Source organism: Camelimonas sp. FR25, assembly GCF_059740505.1.
Window position 1 is genome coordinate 1 of record NZ_JCAWFG010000045.1, and the last position, 23226, is coordinate 23226.

At 66.4% G+C, this 23226-nt stretch carries 17 protein-coding genes, 1 tRNA gene and 1 pseudogene; 7 read left to right on the plus strand and 12 right to left on the minus strand.

Translation table 11 applies throughout. The annotated features are described in order from the left end of the window. A pseudogene (locus AC6A67_RS05645) lies at positions 1 to 403 on the plus strand (ABC transporter substrate-binding protein); the annotation flags it as partial. Positions 404 to 1055: 652 nt separating this feature from the next. Next, positions 1056 to 3065 (plus strand): acyltransferase family protein, encoded by a 2010-nt coding sequence (locus AC6A67_RS05650; protein ID WP_498035577.1) that lies wholly within the window; start codon positions 1056 to 1058, stop codon positions 3063 to 3065. A 143-nt stretch (positions 3066 to 3208) separates the two neighbouring features. Here AC6A67_RS05650 and katG read toward each other — a convergent pair whose 3' ends face one another. Next, a complete protein-coding gene (katG, locus tag AC6A67_RS05655; protein WP_498035578.1) occupies positions 3209 to 5383 on the minus strand; it encodes a catalase/peroxidase HPI in 2175 nt (724 codons plus the stop codon). A 132-nt stretch (positions 5384 to 5515) separates the two neighbouring features. Here katG and AC6A67_RS05660 point away from each other — a divergent pair, with 132 nt between their 5' ends. Then, entirely contained in the window at positions 5516 to 6418 is a 903-nt protein-coding gene (locus AC6A67_RS05660; RefSeq protein WP_498035579.1) for a LysR substrate-binding domain-containing protein, read from the plus strand. 153 nt (positions 6419 to 6571) lie between these two features. Here the strand turns inward: AC6A67_RS05660 and AC6A67_RS05665 are convergent. Then, a tRNA-Glu gene (locus tag AC6A67_RS05665) sits at positions 6572 to 6647 on the minus strand. Between the two features lie 540 nt (positions 6648 to 7187). Here AC6A67_RS05665 and AC6A67_RS05670 point away from each other — a divergent pair. Together AC6A67_RS05670 and rpoH are read left to right on the plus strand one after the other, a co-directional pair. Further along, the gene (locus tag AC6A67_RS05670) at positions 7188 to 8207 is read left to right on the plus strand and encodes an RluA family pseudouridine synthase (protein ID WP_498035728.1); all 1020 of its coding nucleotides are present in this window, start codon (positions 7188 to 7190) and stop codon (positions 8205 to 8207) included. Between the two features lie 349 nt (positions 8208 to 8556). After that, on the plus strand, positions 8557 to 9471 hold the full coding sequence (gene rpoH / locus AC6A67_RS05675; protein WP_498035580.1) for an RNA polymerase sigma factor RpoH: 915 nt from the start codon (positions 8557 to 8559) through the stop codon (positions 9469 to 9471). A 207-nt stretch (positions 9472 to 9678) separates the two neighbouring features. Here rpoH and AC6A67_RS05680 read toward each other — a convergent pair whose 3' ends face one another. Both AC6A67_RS05680 and AC6A67_RS05685 read right to left on the minus strand, forming a co-directional pair. Next, complete coding sequence (locus AC6A67_RS05680; RefSeq protein WP_498035581.1) at positions 9679 to 11229, minus strand: hypothetical protein; 1551 nt, start codon at positions 11227 to 11229, stop codon at positions 9679 to 9681. 32 nt (positions 11230 to 11261) lie between these two features. Then, positions 11262 to 12554 (minus strand): adenylosuccinate synthase, encoded by a 1293-nt coding sequence (locus AC6A67_RS05685; protein ID WP_498035582.1) that lies wholly within the window; start codon positions 12552 to 12554, stop codon positions 11262 to 11264. Between the two features lie 803 nt (positions 12555 to 13357). Between AC6A67_RS05685 and AC6A67_RS05690 the strand changes: the two genes are divergently transcribed. Next, the gene (locus AC6A67_RS05690) at positions 13358 to 14281 is read left to right on the plus strand and encodes a DMT family transporter (RefSeq protein ID WP_498035583.1); all 924 of its coding nucleotides are present in this window, start codon (positions 13358 to 13360) and stop codon (positions 14279 to 14281) included. Positions 14282 to 14479: 198 nt separating this feature from the next. Here the strand turns inward: AC6A67_RS05690 and AC6A67_RS05695 are convergent, their stop codons facing one another. The 5 genes from AC6A67_RS05695 to AC6A67_RS05715 all read right to left on the minus strand — a co-directional run bounded on the left by AC6A67_RS05695 (position 14480) and on the right by AC6A67_RS05715 (position 19552). Further along, on the minus strand, positions 14480 to 15013 hold the full coding sequence (locus AC6A67_RS05695; RefSeq protein ID WP_498035584.1) for a PaaI family thioesterase: 534 nt from the start codon (positions 15011 to 15013) through the stop codon (positions 14480 to 14482). A gap of 169 nt (positions 15014 to 15182) precedes the next feature. Then, a complete protein-coding gene (locus AC6A67_RS05700) occupies positions 15183 to 15923 on the minus strand; it encodes a L,D-transpeptidase (protein WP_498035585.1) in 741 nt (246 codons plus the stop codon). A gap of 426 nt (positions 15924 to 16349) precedes the next feature. Beyond that, a complete protein-coding gene (locus AC6A67_RS05705; RefSeq protein ID WP_498035586.1) occupies positions 16350 to 17150 on the minus strand; it encodes a crotonase/enoyl-CoA hydratase family protein in 801 nt (266 codons plus the stop codon). Between the two features lie 164 nt (positions 17151 to 17314). Beyond that, positions 17315 to 18466, minus strand: coding sequence for an acyl-CoA dehydrogenase family protein (locus tag AC6A67_RS05710; RefSeq protein ID WP_498035587.1), 1152 nt, complete (start codon positions 18464 to 18466; stop codon positions 17315 to 17317). Between the two features lie 30 nt (positions 18467 to 18496). Beyond that, entirely contained in the window at positions 18497 to 19552 is a 1056-nt protein-coding gene (locus AC6A67_RS05715) for an acyl-CoA dehydrogenase family protein (protein ID WP_498035588.1), read from the minus strand. A 501-nt stretch (positions 19553 to 20053) separates the two neighbouring features. Between AC6A67_RS05715 and AC6A67_RS05720 the strand changes: the two genes are divergently transcribed. Then, positions 20054 to 20629 carry a PaaI family thioesterase gene (locus tag AC6A67_RS05720; protein WP_498035589.1) on the plus strand — a complete coding sequence of 192 codons (576 nt, stop codon included), beginning with the start codon at positions 20054 to 20056 and terminating at the stop codon, positions 20627 to 20629. A gap of 9 nt (positions 20630 to 20638) precedes the next feature. On the opposite strand, the gene AC6A67_RS05725 is transcribed toward AC6A67_RS05720, so the two are convergent. The 3 genes from AC6A67_RS05725 to AC6A67_RS05735 form a co-directional block, all read right to left on the minus strand. Beyond that, positions 20639 to 21355, minus strand: coding sequence for an MgtC/SapB family protein (locus AC6A67_RS05725; RefSeq protein WP_498035729.1), 717 nt, complete (start codon positions 21353 to 21355; stop codon positions 20639 to 20641). A gap of 303 nt (positions 21356 to 21658) precedes the next feature. Continuing rightward, a complete protein-coding gene (locus AC6A67_RS05730) occupies positions 21659 to 22462 on the minus strand; it encodes a hypothetical protein (protein ID WP_498035590.1) in 804 nt (267 codons plus the stop codon). Then, positions 22459 to 23019: a sigma-70 family RNA polymerase sigma factor gene (locus AC6A67_RS05735; protein WP_498035591.1), complete on the minus strand. Its 561-nt coding sequence runs from the start codon at positions 23017 to 23019 to the stop codon at positions 22459 to 22461. The genes AC6A67_RS05730 and AC6A67_RS05735 overlap by 4 nt, the downstream gene beginning before the upstream one ends. Positions 23020 to 23226 lie beyond the last annotated feature (207 nt).

Consider the following 23226-nt stretch of genomic DNA (forward strand, 5'->3'; position numbering starts at 1 on the left):
CATGGTGTTACAACCAGCGGGACTGGAGGCGTCAAAAGACATTATCACCGCCAATTACCTGAAAGATCCGACTGATCCGCAGTGGAAAGACGATCCGGAAACCAATGAATGGCGCGCCTTCATGGCCAGGCACCATCCAGACGGCAATCTGCTCGATTCCGGCAATGTCTACGGCTATGTCGTCGCCGCAACCGTGACCCGGATGCTGGAGAAAGCCGGCGACAACCTGACCCGTGACGGCATCATGAAACAGGCCGCCAGCCTCGACTTCCGCGTGCCGATGCTGCTGCCTGGCATCAAGCTGCACACCACGCCCACCGATTACTACCCGCTGAAGAGCCTGCAACTGCAACGTTTCAATGGCAAAGTGTGGGAGTTGTTCGGTGAAGTAATCACCCCCTGACGCCAGGATGCGACGATGCTGACGCATCCGCATCCTGCCATGCTCAGGCGCCGCACGGGCCTAACCAGAACCCAATGGGTCATACGCATCGGGTTCTGGTTTGACGCAACAACCGCGCGCGGTTGGACTGGCGAGCCGCCCGCGCCTTATTGGCCATGTGCATGACGCGGCCTTGCGCCTGAAGACAGGCGGATCGGCCTCCCACAGGATAATGAATACTTCGCCCCGCCTGGACACCCGGCCCTGTCGCGACATCCACCCGAGGCGCCCATCGCCACCCCGTTTCCGAAGAAGTGACGGCGCGTGATCACCGTTACTCAAGTCGTCCGGCTGATCCCGGCGCGCTGTTTGCGACGACGCAAGCATCAACCTCGTACAGGCGGCATAGCGCGACCGGCGCCGTGAACATTTTGCCGCAAATACAATGTTCAAGGCTTTTAAATTTTCGGGCGATACGAAAAATACGCGCAACAACTGGACATTCGCGGCCATCGGCCATTAGATCGGGCGCACACCACAACTGGGCGTTAATTTAACAGGCCCAGTATTGTCTCACCACGCCAGCTTTCCTGCAGACAGCGCCGATTGTCGGCGGCGCCAGGGATTGGCGCATGCGCGGCTCGTTGAGCACGCCAGCCTGATGTTCGCGTCCATGTCACATGCCTCCCCCCTGGTTTATCGGCCCGATATTGATGGTCTGCGCGCTGTCGCCGTGCTGTCCGTCGTGGTGTTTCACGCTTTTCCGGCGATCGCGCCAGGTGGTTTCACCGGCGTCGACGTGTTCTTCGTCATCTCTGGCTTTCTGATCTCGAGCATTATTTTCCAAGGTCGGGATAGCGGCGATTTCAGCTTCGGCATTTTTTATGCCCGACGCGTGCGGCGCATTTTCCCGGCCCTCGCTGTGGTGTTGCTGGCGAGCCTTGTCGCGGGCTGGCTGCTGTTGTCAGCCGACGAGCTCAATCAGCTGGGGCGCCATGTCGCCGCTGGCGCTGTATTCCTGTCGAATGTCGCGCTGATGGGTGAGGCCGGATATCTTGACCGCGCCGCCGACATCAAGCCATTGCTGCACTTGTGGAGCCTCGGCATTGAAGAGCAGTTCTATATTTTCTGGCCGTTACTGCTGTGGGGCGTGTGGAAAATCAGGCGGTGGGCGCTCTGGCTGATCCTTGTCGTCGCCGCGCTGTCATTCTACGCCAATGTTTATCTGATCACGCGCGAGCCCGTGGTGGCGTTCTATGCGCCGTTCACCCGCTTCTGGGAGCTGATCTGCGGCGGCCTGCTGGCCTGGGTGATGCGGTATCGCCAACCGCAATTGAGCGGGCGAACGGCAGACATTCTGTCAGCCGCCGGTTGCGCCCTGCTCGTCTTCGCCTATGCCGGCATTCGCAAGGACATGCATTTCCCCGGTTATTGGGCGGCGATCCCTGTCGCCGGCGCGGTGCTGATCATCGCCGCCGGACCTGGCGCATGGCTCAACGCCCGCATCCTGTCGTCGGCGCCAGCGGTGTGGATCGGCCTGATCAGCTACTCGCTGTATCTGTGGCACTGGCCGGTGCTGACCTATTTGCGCATCATCTACGGCAAGGCCCCGCCTGTCAGCGTGCGCCTGCTGGCGGTGGCGGCCTCCATCGGCCTGGCGTGGCTCAGCGTTCGCTACATTGAATCGCTGTTCCGTCGCAGCGAACTGGGCTGGCGACGCACCGTGGCGGCCCCGTGCCTCGCCCTGGCCAGCCTCGCCTGCGCCGGTCTGCTGGCAAGCAGAGTGGACCTGATCGCCAGCCATGGCGCCGAGCAGCTGGCGCACGTGCGCCGCGGCTACCAGCACGCATTGGGGCCATCGCTTTACTGGTTTGAAGGCAAGAACAACTGGCTGTTTTTGGGCGACGGCCATGACAATACGGTCGCCAAACTGAAGCTGGCGCTGGAGCCCGACCCGGCGCAGCTTACGACGCTCGCCAGTCAGTTGCAGCAGATCACCGCGACGGCCGCGCGCTATGGCGCAGGCGTGGCGCTGCTCATTGGCCCCAACAAGTCCAGCATCTACCCGGAGCATCTGCCGGACCGGCTGCGCCCTTCGCCTATCCGCTACATCGACCTGGCGCTGGCCCCGCTGCGGCAGATCGCCAATTTGCGCATCCATGAGCCCACCCAGGCGCTGCACGCCGGCAAGGGCGATGGCCTGCTCTACTATCAGACGGACACGCACTGGAACCCGAAAGGCGCGTGGCTGGCGTTTCGCGGCCTCGCAGAAATGGTCGGCGCCCCGACGCCGCAAGTGACCTTCACCCCGGCGGCGCCGCGCCCTGGCGACCTCATCGACATCTCCGGCCGCAAGGATTTTCCGCCAGGCCACAATGACAGCTGGGGCGTGAATTTTGATCCACCTGCGCACTGGCAGGAACAGCCGCTGCCTGGACCTGCGGGGACCCCGTTCGGCCCAGTATCTCTTTCGCGCAATGACAACGCCCCGTCAGACACGTACGTCTGGATGGTCGGCGACAGCTTGACCACCGGGCTGCGGCCCTATTTCAACGCGACCTTCCGGCAGGTGCGCTATGTCGGCCACTGGGGGCACAGCCTGGCGTCCCTGCCTGACATGCTGGAGAAGGCAGATCGCAAGCCAGACCTCATCGTCATATGCCGGGTTGAGCGTTCCTTCTGACGATGCGGCCCGGGCGCGGTCGCTCGTGGCCATAAGGGGCCAGAAAGTGGAAAGGCCCGCAGCGAACTGCGGGCCTTCACTATGCATCAGCCGTAAGCTTTCGCGCCAGCTGCTCCCGGGTAGGAGCGGACGCTGCGCCAACCTCAGACGAGATCGAAGCGGTCGGCGTTCATCACCTTCGTCCAGGCCGCCACGAAGTCCTTTACGAACTTCTCGGCGTTGTCGTCCTGGGCGTAGATCTCGGCATAGGCGCGCAGGATCGAGTTCGAGCCAAACACGAGGTCGGCGCGGGTCGCCGTCCACTTCACTTCGCCGGTCTTGCGGTCGCGAATGTCATATTTGTTCGCGCCGGTCGGAACCCAGCTGTAGTTCATGTCGGTCAGATTGACGAAGAAGTCATTCGTCAGCGCGCCGACACGATCGGTGAACACGCCATCCTTGCCGCCGGCGTAATTGGCGCCCAGGGCGCGCAGGCCGCCGACCAGCACGGTCATCTCGGTGGCGGTCAGCCCCAGCAGCTGGGCCTTGTCGAGCATCAGCTCTTCCGGACCAACGATGAAGCGCTCCTTCTGGAAGTTGCGGAAGCCATCAGCCACCGGCTCCAGCACGGCGAAGGATTCGACGTCGGTCTGCTCCTGGGTGGCGTCGCCACGACCCGGCGCGAATGGCACGCTGACATCGAAGCCAGCAGCCTTTGCGGCCTGCTCGACGGCGACATTGCCAGCCAGCACGATGACGTCAGCAATGCTGGCGCCCGTGTCGGCGGCGATCGGCTCCAGCGCGGCGAGCACGCGGGCCAGACGCGCCGGCTCGTTGGCGGCCCAGTCCTTCTGCGGCGCAAGCCGGATACGGGCGCCATTGGCGCCGCCGCGCTTGTCGGACCCACGGAAGGTGCGGGCGCTGTCCCAGGCGGTGGCGATCAGATCAGCCGCCGGCACGCCAGCCGCCAGGATACGGGCCTTGACCGCGACGACGTCGTAGTCGGTCGCGCCTGCCGGCACCGGATCCTGCCACAGCAGGTCTTCAGCCGGCACGTAAGGGCCGACATAGCGCGACTTCGGACCCATGTCGCGGTGGGTCAGCTTGAACCAGGCGCGGGCGAACGCATCCGAGAACGCGTTGAAGTCGTTGCGGAAGCGCAGCGAGATCTCGCGATAGATCGGGTCAACCTTCAGCGCCATGTCGGCGTCGGTCATCATCGGGTTGTGGCGGATCGCCGGATCTTCCACGTCAGCCGGCTTGTCGGCGTCGGCGATGGCCACCGGCTCATACTGCCATGCGCCCGCCGGCGACTTGCGCAGCTCCCACTCGTGGTTGAACAGCATCTCGAAGAAGCCATTGTCCCAGACGGTCGGATGCGTGGTCCACGCGCCCTCGATGCCCGAGACCACCTGGTCGCGGCCAATGCCACGGCCCTTGGTGTTCATCCAGCCGAGGCCCTGGAACTCCAGATCCGCGCCTTCTGGCGCAGGGCTGAGGTTGGCGGCGTCGCCATTGCCATGGCCCTTGCCGATGGTGTGACCGCCAGCGGTCAGCGCCACGGTCTCCTCATCGTTCATGCCCATACGCGCAAAGGTCTCGCGCATCATGGCGGCGGTCTTCAGCGGGTCAGGCTGGCCGTTGACGCCTTCCGGGTTGACGTAGATCAGGCCCATCTGCACGGCGGCGAGCGGGTTCTCCAGCGATTTGGCGTCGTTGACGTCGCCATAGCGCGTGTCGGACGGCGGCAGCCATTCCTTCTCGTCGCCCCAATAGGTGTCCTTCTCGGGGGCCCAGATGTCTTCGCGGCCAAAGGCGAAGCCGAAGGTCTTCAGACCGGCCTTCTCATAGGCGACGGTGCCGGCGAAAGCGATCAGATCGGCCCAGCTGACGCGGTTGCCGTACTTCTTCTTGATCGGCCACAGCAGGCGACGCGGCTTGTCGGTGTTGGCGTTGTCCGGCCACGAGTTCAGCGGGGCGAAGCGCTGGTTGCCCGTGCCGGCGCCGCCGCGGCCGTCGGTGTTGCGGTAGGAGCCGGCGGCGTGCCAGGTCATGCGCGCCATGGCGCCTACATAGCTACCCCAATCGGCCGGCCACCAGTCCTGGCTGTCGGTCATCAGCGCCAGAAGGTCAGCACGCAACGCCTCAACGTCGAGCTTCTTCAGCTCTTCGCGGTAGTTAAACTGGCCGCCGAGCGGATTGGTCTTGGCATCGTGCTGATGCAGGATGTCAAGGTTCAGTGCATTCGGCCAGAAAGCGGTGACGGAGGCGCCGGTGGTGGTCATGCCGCCGTGCATCACCGGGCATTTGCCCGCGTTGCGGTTGTCCTGGTTGTCCATGTTCATCCCCTTCGTCAGGCCGCGGCCAAGAACCGCTGGCTTCGCTGTGCCGTGCTTTGTCTGGAGCGGTTCTAGCCCACGCGACCAATAATAGGAACTTGAATTTTCAAATCAGCTTGATAAGCTTACCTTATGATTTCGCTCAAGCACCTGCGCTACTTCGCCGCCCTCGCCCAGCACAGGCATTTCGGCCGGGCAGCGGAGGCATGCGCCATCAGCCAGCCGGCGCTGTCCCTGCAAATCCGCGATCTGGAGGAGCAACTGCAGGCGCAGCTGGTTGAGCGCGATCACCGGCAGATCCGGCTGACCAGCCTTGGCGAATCCTTCGCCATTCGCGCCGGCGAGATCCTGCAATCGGTGGATGAGCTGGAGGACCTGGCGCGCGCCTCCGGCCAGGGGCTGATCGGCAAGCTGCGCATCGGCATGATCCCCACCGTGGCCCCCTACCTGCTGCCGTCGGTGCTGAAGCAGCTGATGACGCTGTTTCCGGGCGTCGACCTGCGCCCGCGCGAGGCCGTGACGCAAAAACTCATCCGCGATCTCAATGACGGCGTGCTTGACTGCGCCGTAGTGGCACTGCCGGTCTCCGAGCCGCTGCTGCACGAGCACCGGCTGTTCGACGAGGAATTCATCCTGGTGCGCCCGGCCGCCGACAGCGACATGCCGCCACCTGATCTGGAGGAACTGCGCGAGATGCGCCTGCTGTTGCTGGAAGAGGGGCACTGTTTCCGCGCCCAGGCGCTGAGCTTCTGCAATATCCGGCCGGGGGTGGTGAAGGATCTGATGGAAGGCTCGTCCCTGTCGACGCTGGTGCGCATGGTCGACGCCGGCATCGGCGTCACGCTGATTCCTGAAATGGCCGCCCCCAGCGAAACCGCCAGCGCCGACGTCCACATCACCCGCCTGCCCGCCCCAGGTCCCAGCCGCACCATCGGCATGATCTGGCGCAAGACCAGCCCGCTGGCCGATCACTTCATCCGCATCAGCGACGTCATCTGCGAAGAATACGCAACCCTACGCCGCGCCGCCGCCTGAGCGCCTGACAGGAGGCCTGGTTGCGCGACGACAGGCGATGAAGCCAGGCCAAACGCCCGGACCAACCAATCAATTTGTGGAATTGATACAACCGCTTCGCCAGCACAACGATCACACGCGCCGCCATATGGCGACCGGATCAAGCAAGGCGCGTGGCGCTCCCAAGGGGACTCGAACCCCTGTTTTCGCCGTGAGAGGGCGACGTCCTGGACCGCTAGACGATGGGAGCCGCTGCGGTGAGATGGCGTATAGCCAGCCTTTCGCGTGGTTTCAAGCGGTTTCCGCGTTTTCCTGTGCACAGGCGGCGCTCTGACGTTGGGATAAGAGCGCAGGGACCGCGATTTTGCTCAACATTTCCGTGGCTTGCCGTTGGCTGCGCAACACGCAGGTGCGCTGGCGCCCGACAGCCGCATGCCGCATGTGCATTGCGCATCGCTGCGGCAACGGTGGTCGCGGCTGCTGTTGCGGGCGGAGCCAGGGCGGCGGCGGACATCAGGCTACACGTTCAGGTTCAATTCCTGCGCCGCATGCTCTAATGCTGCGGCTCAATGGCGGTCGCCCTCAGGTGACGCCAGCGGCGTCCACCAATAGCGGCGGCTTCCGCTACTCCGATAAATGCACGTCACGATGCCGCCTGATCCAGGCTGGCGCGGGGCTCCGAGCAAAGCTGGAACTTACCTTGGCGAGCCGACGCAAGACGATCACTGAGGCTGACGACAGGCAGGATGCGGCGCCGGCTGCAGCGCGCAACGCGCCAGCGCCCACCGATATCGCGCCTGGTCAGCAAGTCTGCGTGACGGTGGAGGAAGCGGGAAGGCTTGACCGCCTGCTGGCCAGCCATTTCCCTGAGCTGTCGCGCAGTCGTTTGCAGCAGGTTGTGCGGGCTGGCGGCGTGTCAGTTGATGGCGTGGTGGTGGCGACGCCGTCGGCCAAGGTGACCGCAGGGGCGACGCTGGCGCTGGCGCTGCCCGAGCCGGAGCCGGCGCTGCCTGTCGCCCGGGCTATACCGCTCGACATTCTCCATGAGGACGCGGACCTTATCGTGCTCAACAAGCCGGCGGGCATGGTGGTGCATCCGGCCGCCGGGCACCATGACGACACGCTGGTCAACGCCCTGCTCGCCCATTGCGGCGACAGCCTGTCGGGCGTCGGCGGGGTGCGTCGGCCTGGCATCGTCCACCGACTCGACAAGGACACGTCCGGCGTGATGGTGGTGGCCAAGCATGATCGCGCCCATCAGGCGCTGTCGGCGCAATTCGCCGACCATGGTCGCAGCGGGCCGCTGCAACGCGCCTATCTGGCGCTGGCCTGGGGCGCGCCGCAGCCGGCGCGTCTGACCATCAGCAAGCCGCTGGCGCGCAGCGTGCACAATCGCGAGAAGATTGTCGTGGTCAAGGAGGGCGCGGGCCGCGAGGCGATCACCCATGTCAGCGTGGAGCATCATTACGGGCCCTTCGCAAATGACGCCAGCAAGCAACGGGAACCGGTGGCGTCGCTGGTGCGTTGTTCACTCGAGACCGGTCGCACCCATCAGATTCGCGTGCACATGGCGGCGATCGGCCACCCCCTGCTCGGCGACCCGCTGTATGGGGCCGGCTTCAGCACCCGCGCGAACAGATTGCCGACAGAAGCGCAACAGGCGCTGCAACTTCTGGGTCGACAGGCGCTACATGCCTGCCTGCTCGGTTTCGCCCATCCGACCAGCGGCGAGACCATGACATTTGAAGCGTCGCCGCCTGACGATCTGGCGACGCTCATCGCCATACTGGACGCTGCGCTTTCGGATTGATCCACGCCTGCCGAGCAAGGCGTGTGCAAAGACCGCGAGCCCAGAGCGGGCCAAAGCCACCCACCTCGTCGGCCGCCGCGGCGGCCCGCGCACGATCCGTGAGGTGCGGCAGCGCACCGCACAGCCGCCGGCAATCGCTAGGTTTAGAGCGGGCAGACGGCTGCCAGCGCCAGCGTCACAGCTGACGCCGCAGAACGCACGACCTCGACGGTCCAGGGCCTGCGCCACGTTATGGTGGCGATCCGGTCAATTTTCAGCCATTCTGGACGGAGACCATTACGTTCTGCGGTCGGCCACAACGGCGACCGTACATGCGCCTGCCCGAAGGGGGGCGCGAAAGGAGTGTGCTATGGCCACCACATCGATGCCAGTTCTTGCGAACGAAGGCGGACTTTCGCGCTATCTCGACGAAATCCGCAAGTTTCCGATGTTGCAGCCCCAGGAAGAATATGACCTCGCCAAACGCTGGCGAGATCAGGAGGATCGTGAGGCTGCGCACAAGCTCGTTACCTCACATCTTCGCCTGGTCGCCAAGATCGCCATGGGCTACCGCGGTTACGGCCTGCCGGTGGCTGAGGTGGTGTCCGAGGGCAATGTCGGCCTGATGCAGGCGGTGAAACGCTTCGAGCCCGAGAAGGGCTTCCGGCTGGCCACCTACGCCATGTGGTGGATCAAGGCGGCGATCCAGGAATATATCCTGCGCTCCTGGTCGCTGGTGAAAATGGGCACCACCGCCAATCAGAAGAAGCTGTTCTTTAACCTGCGCAAGGCCAAGAGCCGCATCTCCGCGCTGGAAGACGGCGACCTGAAGCCTGAACATGTGGCGTATATCGCGACCCAGCTCGGCGTGCCTGAGCAGGATGTAATCGACATGAACCGCCGCCTCGGCGGCGACGCCTCGCTCAACTCACCGCTGCGCGCCGGCGGTGAAGGCGATGGCGAATGGCAGGACTGGCTGGTGGACGACAGCGCCAGCCAGGAACATCTGCTGGTCGAGCAGGAAGAGAAGGACAATCGCCATCTGGCGCTGACCCAGGCCCTCGACGTGCTCAATGAGCGCGAACGGCGCATCTTCGAGGCCCGCCGCCTCGCCGATGATCCGATCACGCTTGAGGAGCTATCCGGCGAGTTCGGCGTCTCCCGCGAGCGCGTGCGCCAGATCGAGGTGCGGGCGTTTGAGAAAGTGCAGGAGGCGGTCAAGCGCTCACTGGCCGGCATCGAAGGCGGCGACGTCCGTAAGCGTCCGCAGCTGGCGACGCGTTAACCGGGACCGCCTGGCAGACACGACTATTCGGCGACACACGCCCAGCAAAAAGCCCGCCAGTCGCGGGCTTTTTTTCGTGGATCAAGCTGGGCGGCGCGCAGATCGGCGTGGAGAGCTAACGCTGACAAGGCGATAGCCTCGCCCTGCGCCCGTAAGCAAACCTCGCGGCGACGCAGGTCCGGCGTCGGGCTCAAGCGCCCTGAAACCTTATTGCGCTGGCGCCCAGGAGCCGAAGGCTTCGTTCAGCACCCGCTGACCTTCCGCGCCCTTTTCGAGGGCGATCACCGCGCGGCGGCCATTGTCATAGCGAACCGGCAGATCAATCCACGGGCGGTTGCGGATCAGGTCGACGTTGCGTTCGATATCGTTGGGCAGATTGGACAGGCCGACCAGGAACACCGATTCCGACACCGCCACCGGCAGGCCGGCCAGCGGCACCCCACGGGCGTTCTCTTCGGTCTTGAACTGAGGCACGCCGACGTCACGGATCACGCGCCCCTCGCCTTCGGCGGTGCGGCGGAAGGTCAGCTCCATCAGATGCGAGGCTGGCAGCGCGGCGTCATTGTTCTTTCGCATGGTGATCAGCAGGTCGAGACCGGCCTCGGGGATGCTGACATCAGCCCGGACCACGTTGTCTAGCGGCTTGTTGTCGCCAGGATTCTCCGAATCCATGCGCCATTTCACCGAACCCTGCAGCACGCGCGGCGTCTGCGGATTGTCAGGCGATTCCTCATAAAGGATGGCGCGTTGCACGCCTTCCACCGCCTGGCCGGGCTGGGCGGCAGGCTGGTTCTGCGTGGCGCCATCCACCCGCTGGGCGAATTTCTGATCCGACGACGGATCCGTCGGGGCTGCAGGCGCCGGATCGGCGACCTGCGGCGTCGGGGCGTTCACCTTGTTGGCCCAATAAGCGACGCCAGCGACGCCGAGCAGGGCGACAGCGAGCACGCCGCCAATGATGAGATTGCGGCGGCCATTGCCGGAGGCGGCAGGGGCCGGGGCGCGCAAGCCGGTCTCTTTACCTGCGGCGTCGCTGCTTGCGGCGTCAGAGCCAGAACGCGCCGGGGCGGCGACGTCAGCGGCGGGGCGCGGCGCAGACGCGGCTGAGGCTGCCGCAGCAGCAGCCCCGGCAGCAGCCGGAGCTGCGCCCGATGGACGAATAGCGGTATGCCCCAATTGCGACGGCGGCGGCTTTACGCCTGCCTCGGACACCGTCTGCTGGGCGGGCGGCGAGCCTGCGCCGGACAATGGGGCGGCGACGCCAGGGCGCGCGCCAGGCGTGGCGACTGTAGGACCGTGCGTAGCGCCAGCTCCAGCAACGCCCGGCTGGGTCGCCGGTGACGGCGTAGCGGCGGGCGGCGCCGGCGGCGGCGCAGGGCGCACCGGCGGCGTCACGGACGGCGCGGATTGGGCTTGCGGCGGCGTGGCGGCAAGTGGCGACGAGGCAGCAGGAGGCGGCGCGGCGGCAAGCGGCAGCTGGGGGGCAAGAGGCGGCTGGGGGACCTGCGGCGACGCAGCGGCGGCGGCAGGCGAAGGCGCAGCAACCTGCGCCGCCTGCTCACGCTCGATGCGGGCGATCACCTCATTGAGCGCCGACAGCTCGTGGGCGATATCCTCCTCGGCCAGCGGCGGGTCGATGCCCCGCAGCTGGGCGATAAGCACATCCCTAGCGCGCGCAAACAGGGCGTTGCGCGCTTCAGGTGTATTGTCCGGCAGGCCGCGGATGGCCCGATCCAACAGAGGATAAAAGTCCGCCATGGCTGCTGGAATCGCTCCCGCCTGTCAGGATGTCAACCCTCGAATGGATTGTGCACCAGGATGGTATCATCGCGCTCAGGGCTGGTCGACAACACCGAAACCGGCGCGCCGACGAGCTCTTCAATGCGGCGGACATATTTGACCGCCTGCGCAGGGAGCTCCGCCCAGCTGCGGGCGCCGGCGGTCGATTGGGACCAGCCTTCGATCTCTTCATAGATCGGCTTCACGCGCTCCTGCTCGGCCTGACCAGCCGGCAGATAGTCGATTCGCCGACCGTCAAGATCATAGCCCACGCAGACCCGGATAGTCTCAAATCCATCCAGAATGTCCAGCTTGGTCAGAGCCAGGCCGTGGATGCCCGACGTGCGCACGGTCTGGCGCACGAGGGCTGCGTCGAACCAGCCGCAGCGACGCTTGCGCCCGGTGTTGACGCCGAATTCCTTGCCGCGCGTGCCGAGCAGCTCGCCGATCTCATCGTTGAGTTCGGTCGGGAACGGGCCGCCGCCGACGCGGGTGGTGTAGGCCTTGGCGATGCCCAGCACATAGCCGATTGCCGACGGGCCAAGACCCGAGCCGGTCGCAGCCTGGGCGGCGACGATGTTCGAGGAGGTGACGAAGGGATAGGTGCCGTGGTCGATATCGAGCAGCGCGCCCTGGGCGCCTTCGAACAGGATGCGGCGGCCATCGCGACGCATGGCGTCGAGGCGGGCCCAGACGGTGTCGACGAAGGGCAGGATCTTCGGCGCGATCTCGGCCAGGGCGGCGATCAGCTCGGCGCCGTCGAGTTCGGCGATGCCAAGGCCACGGCGCAGCGCATTGTGATGCGCCAGCAGGCGCTCCACCTTGGCCGGCAGCGCGCCGATGTCGGCGAGGTCGACGACGCGGATGGCGCGACGGCCAACCTTGTCCTCATAGGCCGGGCCAATACCACGCTTGGTGGTGCCGATCTTGAGGCCTTCGGAAGCGCTCTCGCGCAGCTCGTCCAGCTGGCGGTGCAGCGGCAGAATCAGCGTGGCGTTGTCGGCGATCTTCAGATTGTCCGGGGTGATCGCCACGCCCTGGCCGGTGAGCTTGGCGATTTCCTCGACCAGGTGCCATGGATCGACCACGACGCCATTGCCGATCACCGACAATTTGCCCTTGCGCACGATGCCCGAGGGCAGAAGCGCCAGCTTGTAGGTCACGCCGTCGATGACAAGGGTGTGGCCGGCATTATGGCCGCCCTGAAAACGCACGACGACGTCGGCCTGCTCCGAGAGCCAGTCAACGATCTTGCCTTTTCCTTCGTCGCCCCACTGGGCGCCCACCACCACGACATTGGTCATCGCGAACTCTCTGATTGTCCGATCGTCCGGAGGTCCATGTGCTAATGGCCTCCACAAAAAAACCCCGGCGCAAGGCCAGGGTCTTGCACCTCCCTTTCCTTCATTCGGCCGCCGAGGTCAAGGGCGGATGCGCCGAGGCGTCGCCACCGCCATTGCGCGGCGACGTCCCATCGGTGGTCGCCCCGGGGCAGCGCAGGGCGCCGCCATGCAGAGGATTTTTCGGGCGCCGCTGGCGCGGATTGCGCCGCGCCGCGCCCCGGGGACGCAAGGCTACGCCCGAGGACGGCGGCGCCGGGCGTAGCTGGGGCGATCTTCCGTGCGGCGGCGACGTGGCCGAACGCGCTCTCCTGCCGGCAGTAGCGCCAGGGCGAAAGCATGCGCCTTATGGCGGCGCGCGCCCGAGTGTGCGACGTTCTGCCCGAACCCTTTCCGAGCTAACACTAAACCTGCGCCCAACCACACGTCGAACACCGCCGGGGTCATGTCGTCATCAGTCGCCGCCCCGCCAACATGTCGCCAGCCTGTCGTCAACAGCGTAAGCCCGGTGCTGCGAAACCACAGCCAAAGGCGCTGCGCGGCTCGCAACCCTTAGGCTGCGACATCCAGGCATGCAGCCGATCGGTACATGTTTGAGACAGGAGCCTGGCCACATAAGTTCGAAGCCCAGCCACATGTTGGGTTCGAGCGGTCGCGTGATGGCCTGACCGCCACCGCCAAACCATTGTCGCGCTCTCGCCCAGCCCCCCTTGCCCAGCTCTCTTGCCTCCGCTCTCTTGCCCCAGCTCCTCGCCAAGGCCTTGCCCATGACCGCCCTCCGCCGCATCGGCGCTGCATTCTATTCCAACGGGCCGCTGCTGCTCGTCATCACCACGCTGATCTGGGCGGGCAATGCGGTGGCGAGCCGCCTGGCCCCTGGGCACATTTCGCCGATGCTGCTGACCTGCCTGCGCTGGACCATCGTGCTTTGCCTGATGGCGACGTTTTTCCGCGGCGCAATTATGCGTGAATGGCGCGTCATGGCGCGGGCGTGGCCGACGGTGCTGTTTCTTGGCGCGGTCGGCTACACCATGTTCAACGCGCTGTTCTATGCGGCGGGCACCTATACCAGCGCCATCAACCTCACCCTCTTCCAGAGCAGCATGCCGGCGATGATTCTTGTCGGCAGCGTGTTCATCAACCGGGCGCGGGTGACGCCGGTGCAGATCGCCGGCCTCGTGATGACCATGGCCGGCGTCGCCATCGCCTCAAGTCATGGCGATCTGGCAAGCCTGCGCCAGCTCGATCTGAATTTTGGCGACGTGCTGATCCTCATCGCCTGCGTGCTTTACGCCATCTATACGGTGGGGCTGGGCAAGCGACCGGCGGTCACCGGCCCCACGCTGTTCGCTGGCATGGCGCTGGCGGCGTTTCTGACGTCGCTGCCGCTGGTGGCCGGGGAGATCGCGCTCGGCCGGGTAATCTGGCCCACCGACTGGCAGGGCTTGAGCATCTTGCTGTTCATCGCGATCTTCCCGTCGCTGTTCTCGCAGATGTTCTACATGCGGGCGGTCGAACTGATCGGCCCGGACCGCAGCGCGGTTTTCCTCAATCTGACGCCGGTGTTCGGCGCAGCGCTGGGCGTGCTGATGCTGGGCGAACGCTTCGGGCTGTATGAGGCGGCGGCGATCGCCCTGGTGCTGGGCGGCATCTTTTTATCGGAGAAGCTCGGACGGCCGCGCCGGGGCTGACGACGCGCCAGGGCGTCTGGGCGCCTGGTCGTCGCGCTGGAGCGGCGCAGGGGCGGCCGGTTCGGTCCGGCGCGCCCTGACAATGCGCGTCGTGTTATACCAGCACCCGATGAGCGTGACTCGTCGGGTTCAGGCTAAGCCCTTGCGGCGCCTGAGCATTTCAGGATGCGGATGCGTCAGCATCTTCGCATCCTGGTATTATGGCTTCAGCCGCATCTGCTCCATCATCTCCGGCGTCGCCTTGCCCTCGCGGAACACCGCATTGCCGCGCAGCACCGGCTCGCCATCGCAGGTGATGATGCATTGGGTGTAGAGGAAGCGGTCGACGTTGCGGATGACCTCGGTGCGGCCCTCAATCCAGCCGCCGCGCTTGCCGCCGCCGAGGAAATCGCAGGTCAGCGACACGGTCATATGGAAGCCCTGCAGGTCTTCCTGGTGCTTGCCGGCGATGGCCATCTGGATGTCGGCGAAGGTCAACATCATGCCGCCGTGGCAGATGCCGGCGATATTGCAATGGCGTTGCTCGACGTAGAAGCCGAGGTTGAGCACGCCATTCTCGTGCTTCATGGCGAACGGGCCAGTGAGCGCCAGAAAGTCGTTATACGTGCCGACGCGCAGCAGTTTGAAGCCCGGCGGCAGCGGACGCGCGGGGGCCGCCGCGTCTGCGAGCGGCGCCTCGCCGGCAAGGGCCGTCGCCTCGGCCACGGCGGAAGATGCAATTGAAACCGTCATGACTGCGGCGTTACCTTCCGGCCGCGCGCCGGTCAACTGACGCGGGCGCACGCCGCCCCCGCGCGCACCGGTCAGCTGGCCGCTACAAGGGTCGGCCCTTGGGCAACCCATTTGCGCAGAGCCCGCGGACGGCCGCCGGCTCTGCGATCATAGCGCTATCTGAGACAGGTCAGTTCTCGCTGGCCACCACTGTCCCAGCGGCGGCGCTGCTGCGATATTGATCCGGCACCGCCTCATCGGTCGGCTCGGCGTCGAGCATCGGGCCGTTATATTTCAGCACCACGACGCGCGTGCCGGTCGGGACCTGGCTGTGCAGATGGATAATGTCCTGATTGAGCAGGCGGATGCAGCCGCTGGACAGCGACAGGCCAATGGTCGACGGATCATTGGTGCCATGGATGCGATACAGGGTGTCGCGACCGCCCTGGTACAGATATAGCGCGCGCGCACCCATCGGATTTTCCGGACCACCCGGCATGCCCTTCGCCCACGGCCGCGCCTTGGGGTCGCGCTTGACCATGGCGGCGGGCGGCGTCCAGGTCGGCCACACCGCCTTGCGGGCGATCGTCGCCGCGCCGTTCCAGCGGAAGCCCTCGCGGCCAACGCCGACGCCATAACGCATGGCCTTGCCGCCCTCACGCACGTGATACAGGAAGTGATTGGTGGGATCGACGACGATGGTGCCCGGACGCTCCTGGGTCGGATAGTCCACTTCGCGGCGCAGGAACTGCGGATCGACCGTCGCCAGGTCGAGCGCCTCGATCTGGAAGCGTCCGTCGTCAACCGGCCCGTAGATCCTTGCGTAATAAGGATCGACCGGTGGCGGCGCGGCCAGCTCCGGGCGCGAACGGTCAGCGCAGGCCGCCAGAAATAGTGGCGTGGCCAGCAGGAAACGGCGACGATCAATCATGCTCTCGGGTCCTGGATTGCGGCCAGGGCGCAGGGCTGACTGGAGCCCGCGCGCGCCCTGACCAGTGATGTGCGTCCACCTGAACGACGCCGCGCGCCAGGGCTGGCTGCGGCAAGCTCGTTTCAGGCGCTGGCCGGCCTGCCTGTGACGGAACCATGGCGACCGGGACGCGACGTGGCGAAAATGAGCCCGAGCATTCCCAACCCATTGAGGCGAGATTGCGTTGACGCAACGTCTTGAGATCGCTTCAGTTCATGACGTTGCCAAATGGCAACAATGGCGCGATCGGCGACGTTGCGCCGCTTTGGTTGCATCAAGGTCAAATCTGCCTGCAACTGCGGCGCAAAACAGGAGCGCCCCGGGCCATGGGTCCAGGGCGCTTGCGTCAGCCTGCGCCACCGGCGCGGGCGCGATCAGTAAGACCGCTTACTGGCCAGTGAAGGTCGGCTTGCGCTTGCCGAGGAAGGCCGAAATGGCTTCCTCATGGTCAGCGGTGGCGTGCGACAGCGCCTGATAGGCGGCGGAGAGATCGAGCAGCGCCGGCAGCGAGGTCTCCTGGCCCTTGCGGATCAGCGCCTTGGTCATGCGCACCGCATGCGGCGGGTTGGCGGCGATGCGCGCAGCCAGGCTGCGGGCGGCGTCGAGCAGCTCCGCGTCGGGCACTACCTTCGACACGAGGCCGATCTCCCGCGCCTCGGCGGCGTCGACCATATCGCCGGTCAGCGCCATCTCGCAGGCCTTGGAGTAACCAACGACGCGCGGCAGCAGCCAGGCGCCGCCGTCACCGGGGATGATGCCGAGCTTGACGAAGCTCTCGGCGAATTTGGCGCTCTCACCGGCGATGCGGATGTCGCACATGCAGGCCAGGTCACAACCGGCCCCGATGGCGTGGCCATTGACGGCGGCGATCACCGGCACTTCGAGCTTGTCGAAGGCCAGCGGGATGCGCTGGATGCCGAGCTTGTAATTGCGCCGCGTCTGGGCTGGCAGCTTGTCGGACAGGCCGCCCTCGCCGCTCATCTTCTTGACGTTGCCGCCCGACGAAAACGACGGGCCGGCGCCAGTGAGAATGGCGACGCGCACGCTCATGTCCGCGTTCATGCGGGCGCAGGCGTCCTCCAGCGCGTCGATCATCTCTTCGGAGGAGATGGCGTTGCGCACGTCCGGCAGGTTCATGGTGAGCGTGACGATTGGGCCATCCTGGGCGTAATCGAGCGGCGACTGCATGGGGCTTCCTTCCAGTTGACGGGGCCAGCGCGCGGCGCCCAGACCCTGTGGCCTGGCAAGCTCGCGACCGGCGAAAGATGGGGCGCATGAACGCCTGAGCGGCGGCTCATGCCCAGACGCCGGGGCCTTACGCCCCGGGCGCGGTACGGGGTGATGCGTGACGATCAGCGCAGGCCGAGGCCGCGCGCGATCATGCCACGCAGGATCTCGCGGGTGCCGCCACGCAGCGAGAACGACGGGGCGTTGAGCACGGTGTGGGCCAGCACGGCGACGAAATCGCTGGTGGATTTGGCGTCTGGCTCGGCGGCGATGAGGTTGCGGGCGATCTCGGGGATCTCCTGCTCGACCAGCGCGCCCAGATCCTTGACCAGCGCCGCCTGGATGGCCGGGTCATCGCCGCGCTGCAGCATGCCGGCCACCGAGCGCGACAGCCGCCGCAGCGTGTAGATGTGGGCCACCAGCCGGCCGATGGCGATGCGCGCCGCCGGCGACGGGTCTGGTCCCAGCGCCCGCACCAGCTCGACCAGCAGGGTGAACGACGACAGGAAGCGCTCAGGCCCGCTGCGCTCCAGCGCCAGCTCGCTGGTCACCTGCTTCCAGCCGTCGCCAGGCTTGCCCAGCACCGCCTCATCCGCAATGAAGGCGTCGCGGAACACCACTTCATTGAAGTGATGCTGGCCGGCGAGATCAATGATCGGGTTGATCTCGACGCCGGGGGTGTTCTTGAGGTCGACCAGCATCTGGGTCAGACCCTCATGCCGGTTGGCGGTCTGCTCCGCCGTGCGGCACAGCAGGATCATGTAATGGGCGATATGGCCACCGGTGGTCCACACCTTGGTGCCATTGACCACCCAGCCGCCGTCCGTCTTCACCGCGCGGGTGCGGACCGAAGCGAGGTCGGAGCCGGTGTCTGGCTCGCTCATGCCGATGCAGAAATAGCACTCGCCGGCCGCGATACGCGGCAGGATGGCCTGCTTCTGCGCATCTGTGCCTGCCTTCATGATCAACGGCCCGCTCTGGCGGTCGGCGATCCAGTGGGCGGCGACCGGCGCGCCGGCGGCGAGCATCTCTTCGAGCACCACATAGCGCTCGAGCGCGCTGCGCTCATGGCCGCCATATTGCTTCGGCCAGGTCATGGCGATCCAGCCACGTTTGCCCATCTTGCGGCTGAACTCCGGATCCGAACCGTTCCACGAATCCGCCTTTTTAAACGGTGGGCGGTTGGCCAGTTCGACTTTCAGGAACTCACGGACCTCGGCGCGGACCTTCTCGGCGTCTTCTGACACCGGCGGCGGGGCGAAACTGAGCGCATCCATGGCTCAACTCCCTCAATTGTTCTTATGGGATCAGGCGGCGGTCAGCATGGCCCACAGGCCATCTGCGCCAGCGGCGACCGCCCGGTCGCCCAGCTGCTGTTGCCAGAAGGCGTCATTGCCAAACTCATCGCGCCACGACCACAGCCGCTGCGTGCTGAAGTGCAGCGCGTGCTCGGCGGTGAAGCCGATGGCGCCGTGCACCTGATGGGCGATGTTGCAGCCGATGGAGGCGGCCTCGCCGGCCCGCGCCTTGGCGGCGGCGATAGCCATGGCGGCGGCGCCCTGTTCCGCCGCCTCAATGGCGGCGTCAGCCCCGGCGGTGGCGGCGGCGGCCTGACCAGCCAGCGTGGCCAGGGAATGCTGAATCGCCTGGAACTTGCCGAGCGGCTTGCCGAACTGGCTGCGCTCCTGGGCGTATTGCACCGACAGCTGCAGAATGGTCTGCATGGCGCCGGCCATCTGGGCGCTGCGCGCGGCGGCGGCGATGGCGTAGACATCGGCGGCGTCATGGCGGGCCACGCCGGCGGCTTCGGCGCGCGCGGCGGCGAAACGCACGTCGTCGCGCGGTTCATGCGCCAGATTTTCGGCCTCGGTCAGCGAGACATGGGCCAGCGGCACAAGCGCCGTCACCGGACCCTCAGGCCCCTGGGCGACAGCCACCACGCCGCCGCTGGCGTGGCGGGCGTATGGCACGCGCGCCACCGCGCCCGTAATATGCCAGCCGCCGCCATCCATGGCCGCCACGAGGGTTTCGCCTGGGCGGGGCACGGCGATGGTCAACGGGCCGTCGGGGACGACGATACCGGCCTCGCCGAGGAGATGGGCGGCGATCAGCGTCTCGGCCAAAGGCGCGGGAACCGAAAAGGCGCCGGCGGGAACCAGCAGGGCGAGCGCGTCAGCCAGATCGGCGCCGCTGCCGCCAAAATCCTCTGCGGCGGCGGCCTTGGTCAGGCCAGCCTCCACCATGGCGTCCCACAAGGCGCTCTGAAACGTTCCGGCCGCCGCCGCCCGCAGCAGCTCCGGCGTGCAATAATCCCTGAACAGCCGGGTGGCCGTGTCGACGAACATGTCGCGCATGTCGCTCATCGGGCTTCCTCTTCCTGATGACGTCTTGCAGGCGCGCCTGGCCGTGGCCAGCTCGCGCCCGATCTCATTGTTGCGGACAGCAAGGACCTCGCGAAATGACTGTTCGCCAGGCGTGCAACCCGATGCGCCTCACGGCGCGACCCGCTCCATCTAGCACGACTGTGGCGCTCAAAATCCAGCGTTTTTGGACATTCCAGCCATGTGATCGCCGCCAGGGCGCCAGGCGCGTCGCGTCCCGTCAGGCGTGATGAGGCCAGGCGCTGCGCCGCCAGAGCGCGGACTGGCCGCGACGGCGCACGATCTCGCTGCACGGCTGCGCTGCCCGCAATGTGACGCACATCACGGGCGCCGTCCGTCCGGCGCCGTCTGCGGAAACGGTTTCGCCGCCTCGCAACATGTTCTAAAGCGCAGTCACGTCAGGCCGCATTGGCTGGCGCACGATGCTGCGCCCGGCCACTGCGACCAGAGCAAAATGACAACGATATGCGAGGGAGCAACGTCATGGGCATCCAGAATCCGCCGCCAGAGCATGAGATCGCCTTCAGCGACGACGGCGGCGCGACCCCATGGGCGGTGACGGCGGGCGGCGAGATCATCGCCCGGTTTCGCAGCGAAGAGCTGGCCATGGCCTGCGCCGATGCGCTGGATTCAGCGCGCATGCAGGAGGAGCTGCCGCCGCCTGGCGAAGGCTGGGAGATGATCCGCAGCCGTGGCTTCACCCGTCACGCCGGCCCCATCTGGCATCGCCGCGACGCCAATGGCCTGATCTTCGGCTTCCGCGCCTTGCCCAAGCACCGCAACCGCAATGGCGTGATCCATGGCGGCATGATCATGACCTTCATCGATCGCATTCTCGGCGTGGCCATCGTCGATGATGCGCCCGAGATTCGCCCGCACGCCACCATCCAGCTCGACACGCATTTCGTCAGCGGCGCCAAGGTCGGCGAGTTTGTCGAGGCCCGCTGCGAACTGGTGCGCGCCACCAAGGCCGTCGCCTTCGCCACCGCCACGGTCTTCGTCGGCGACCGCATCGTCGCCAAGGCCCAGGGCATGTGGAAGCTGCGCGAACAGGGGTGAGGCGCCGCCTCAATCGCTGGCGCTGCTCTCCCAGGCGGCGTGGCGGACGCCGGGCTCGGCCTCAAGGGCGGTGACGATGGCGTCCATCTCCGACGGGTTCACCGAATTGGCGGCCAGGATGGCGACGATGCCGACGTCGCCATTCTCGTGCCGCGCCTCGCGAATGTCCGCCAGCGGATAATGCGCGGCGCGCAGGCGCTGGCCGAGCAGCTCGCGGATTGGACCAGCGTCCTCGGGCGCGGTCATCACCGTCACCTCAATGGTCAGCTCGGCGCTCTCCTCATTGACCGGGATGCGGTTGATGGCGTTGACCAGCGGCCGCAGCAAGGTGTTGCCGCAGATGACGAACAAAGTGATCAACACGGCCTCAGCCAGCAGATCGACGCCCGCCGCCGCGCCGACCGCCGCCGAGCACCACAGCGTGGCGGCCGTGTTGAGGCCGCGGACGTTCATGCCCTCTTTCATGATCACGCCAGCGCCGAGAAAGCCGACGCCCGAGACCACATAAGCGATGACCCGCAGCGATTCCTTGTCGCCAGCGATCCGCGCCGCCACATCGACAAAGGCCGCCGCGCCCACCGCCACCAGCACATTGGTGCGCAGGCCGGCGGAGCGCAGACGAAACTGGCGCTCGACGCCGATGATGGCGCCGCAAATGAACGCCGCCAGCAGGCTGACGATGGAATCGATAAATGGCAGCAGCTCAAACGTCTGGATAAAGCGCATCACTCGGTCTTTCCGCCGTGGCGTCGCCACCGCACAGGCATCGCAGCATCGCCCTTTTGTCCCAAGGCCAGATCCGGCGCCGGAGCGCTCACGAGGCCACAGAGCCAGGCTGTCCGACGTGGACGGCGCGCACAAAATCGGCCGGCGGCAGGCGTGTCGGCATCTGGTCTGTTGGGGCGATAATCCGGCCTGACGACAGGCCTGTGTCAAGCCGCGCGCCATATACAGCCTGTGCGCTACAGCTTGCGCGACGCCGCGCCGTCACGCCGCCCCACCGCCCGGAGCGGGCGGCGGCCAGCCGCGTCATTCCGGTAAGGTCACGGCGAACAGCTGCTGCGCCGCCTGCAACCGGCTGACCAGCGCCGCCGCGTCGCCGCTGGCGGCCTGGATGCGCCACAGCCCGCCCGGACGGGGCCCGTCGACGATGCGCAACCGATTGGCTGCGAGCCAGGCCTCCACTTCGCTCATGGATACGCCCGGCTGGAAACGCACCATGGCGTGCGCCGCGCCGCTTTGGGTCACGCCGCCTGGGTTCACGCCGGTTGGGTTCACGCCGGTTGGGGCCGCGCCGCTTCGGGCGGCGCCCGCCGGCTCGGGGGCCGACGCGGTGACATAAGGGGCCTGCGGCGCCGTGCGCGACAGCAATTGCAGCAACAGGCCGGACTGGATGATGGCGATGACCGCCAGCGCCGCCACGGCGAACCCCCAGGCGCGTGGCGCGGCGCCATGCGACGCAGCCCGCCCACGCGGCCCGAATAGTCGCGCCAGAAAACCGCCCTGGGCCGGGCCAGCGGCGGCTTTTTGCCGGGCGGTTGCCTCAACCGGCGCCTCTTCAGCGTCGATGCGGGCGAACAGCCGCTCCATGGCGGCGAGCGACGGCGGCGCGATGGCGGCGTTCAGCGCTTCGGTTTCGCGACGCTCCTCGCCGACCAGCTCCAGCCGGCGGCGCGCGCCGGGGTCGTTGGCCAGCCGCGCCGCGACAGCCTGCATCTCTTGCGGCGGCAGCTTGCCGATGGCGTAGAACGGCAGCGCCAGATCCAGTTCATCGTCGCTCAGCGGCGCGCCTTGCGCGGTCGCGGGGCGGCTACGATCAGCATCATTGGTCATGGCCATCCCCTGTCGACGCCCGCTTCGGCGAGCAGGCCCGCGAGGCGCTTGCGCGCATGAAACAGGCGGGTCTTCACTGTATTTGGCGGAATGCCAAGGATGCGGGCGACCTCATCGACGCCCTGCTCGTGGTAATAGACAAGGTCAATGACCTCGCCATGTTCGCGGCTGAGCCGCGCCAGACAGGCGCGCATCACCGCCGCCTTGTCGGTTTTCTGGGCGATCACTTCCGGGTCGTCGGCGTCGTCAGCCATCGCCTCCGCCATCTCCGGCTCCAGCGCATCGGTGGTGCGCTTGCGGAAATGCGACAGGGCCTTGAACCGCGCCATGCCCAGCAGCCAGGTGGTGACGCCCGAGCGCCCCTCGAAGCTGCCAGCCTGGCGCCAGACGTCGAGAAACACGTCGGAGGTCAGTTCCTCAGCCGCTGTCTCATTGCGCGTCATCCGCACCAGAAAACGATGCACGCGCACATGGTGGCGCTGATACAGCGTCGCCATCGCCGCCCGGTCTCCCGTCGCGATGCGCTGAATGACGATCTCGTCCGTAAGGCCTTCCACCGCGCCCCCCGCCCAGAGCTGCGCCGCTGCGTGCTCGCCCGCCGCCTTGCGCCTGCCCCTGGGGCCAGAGGCTAGAACAGGTCCGACGCAATTTGAACCGGAACCTGTCGCCTTGGTGGCCGCCGGGCGGCGTCAGACCGGGACGCCGCCCTTGTGCAGGCCAGTCGCTGGCCAGTGCCTCGCCAATGGCTGGCAAAGGTCTGCAAA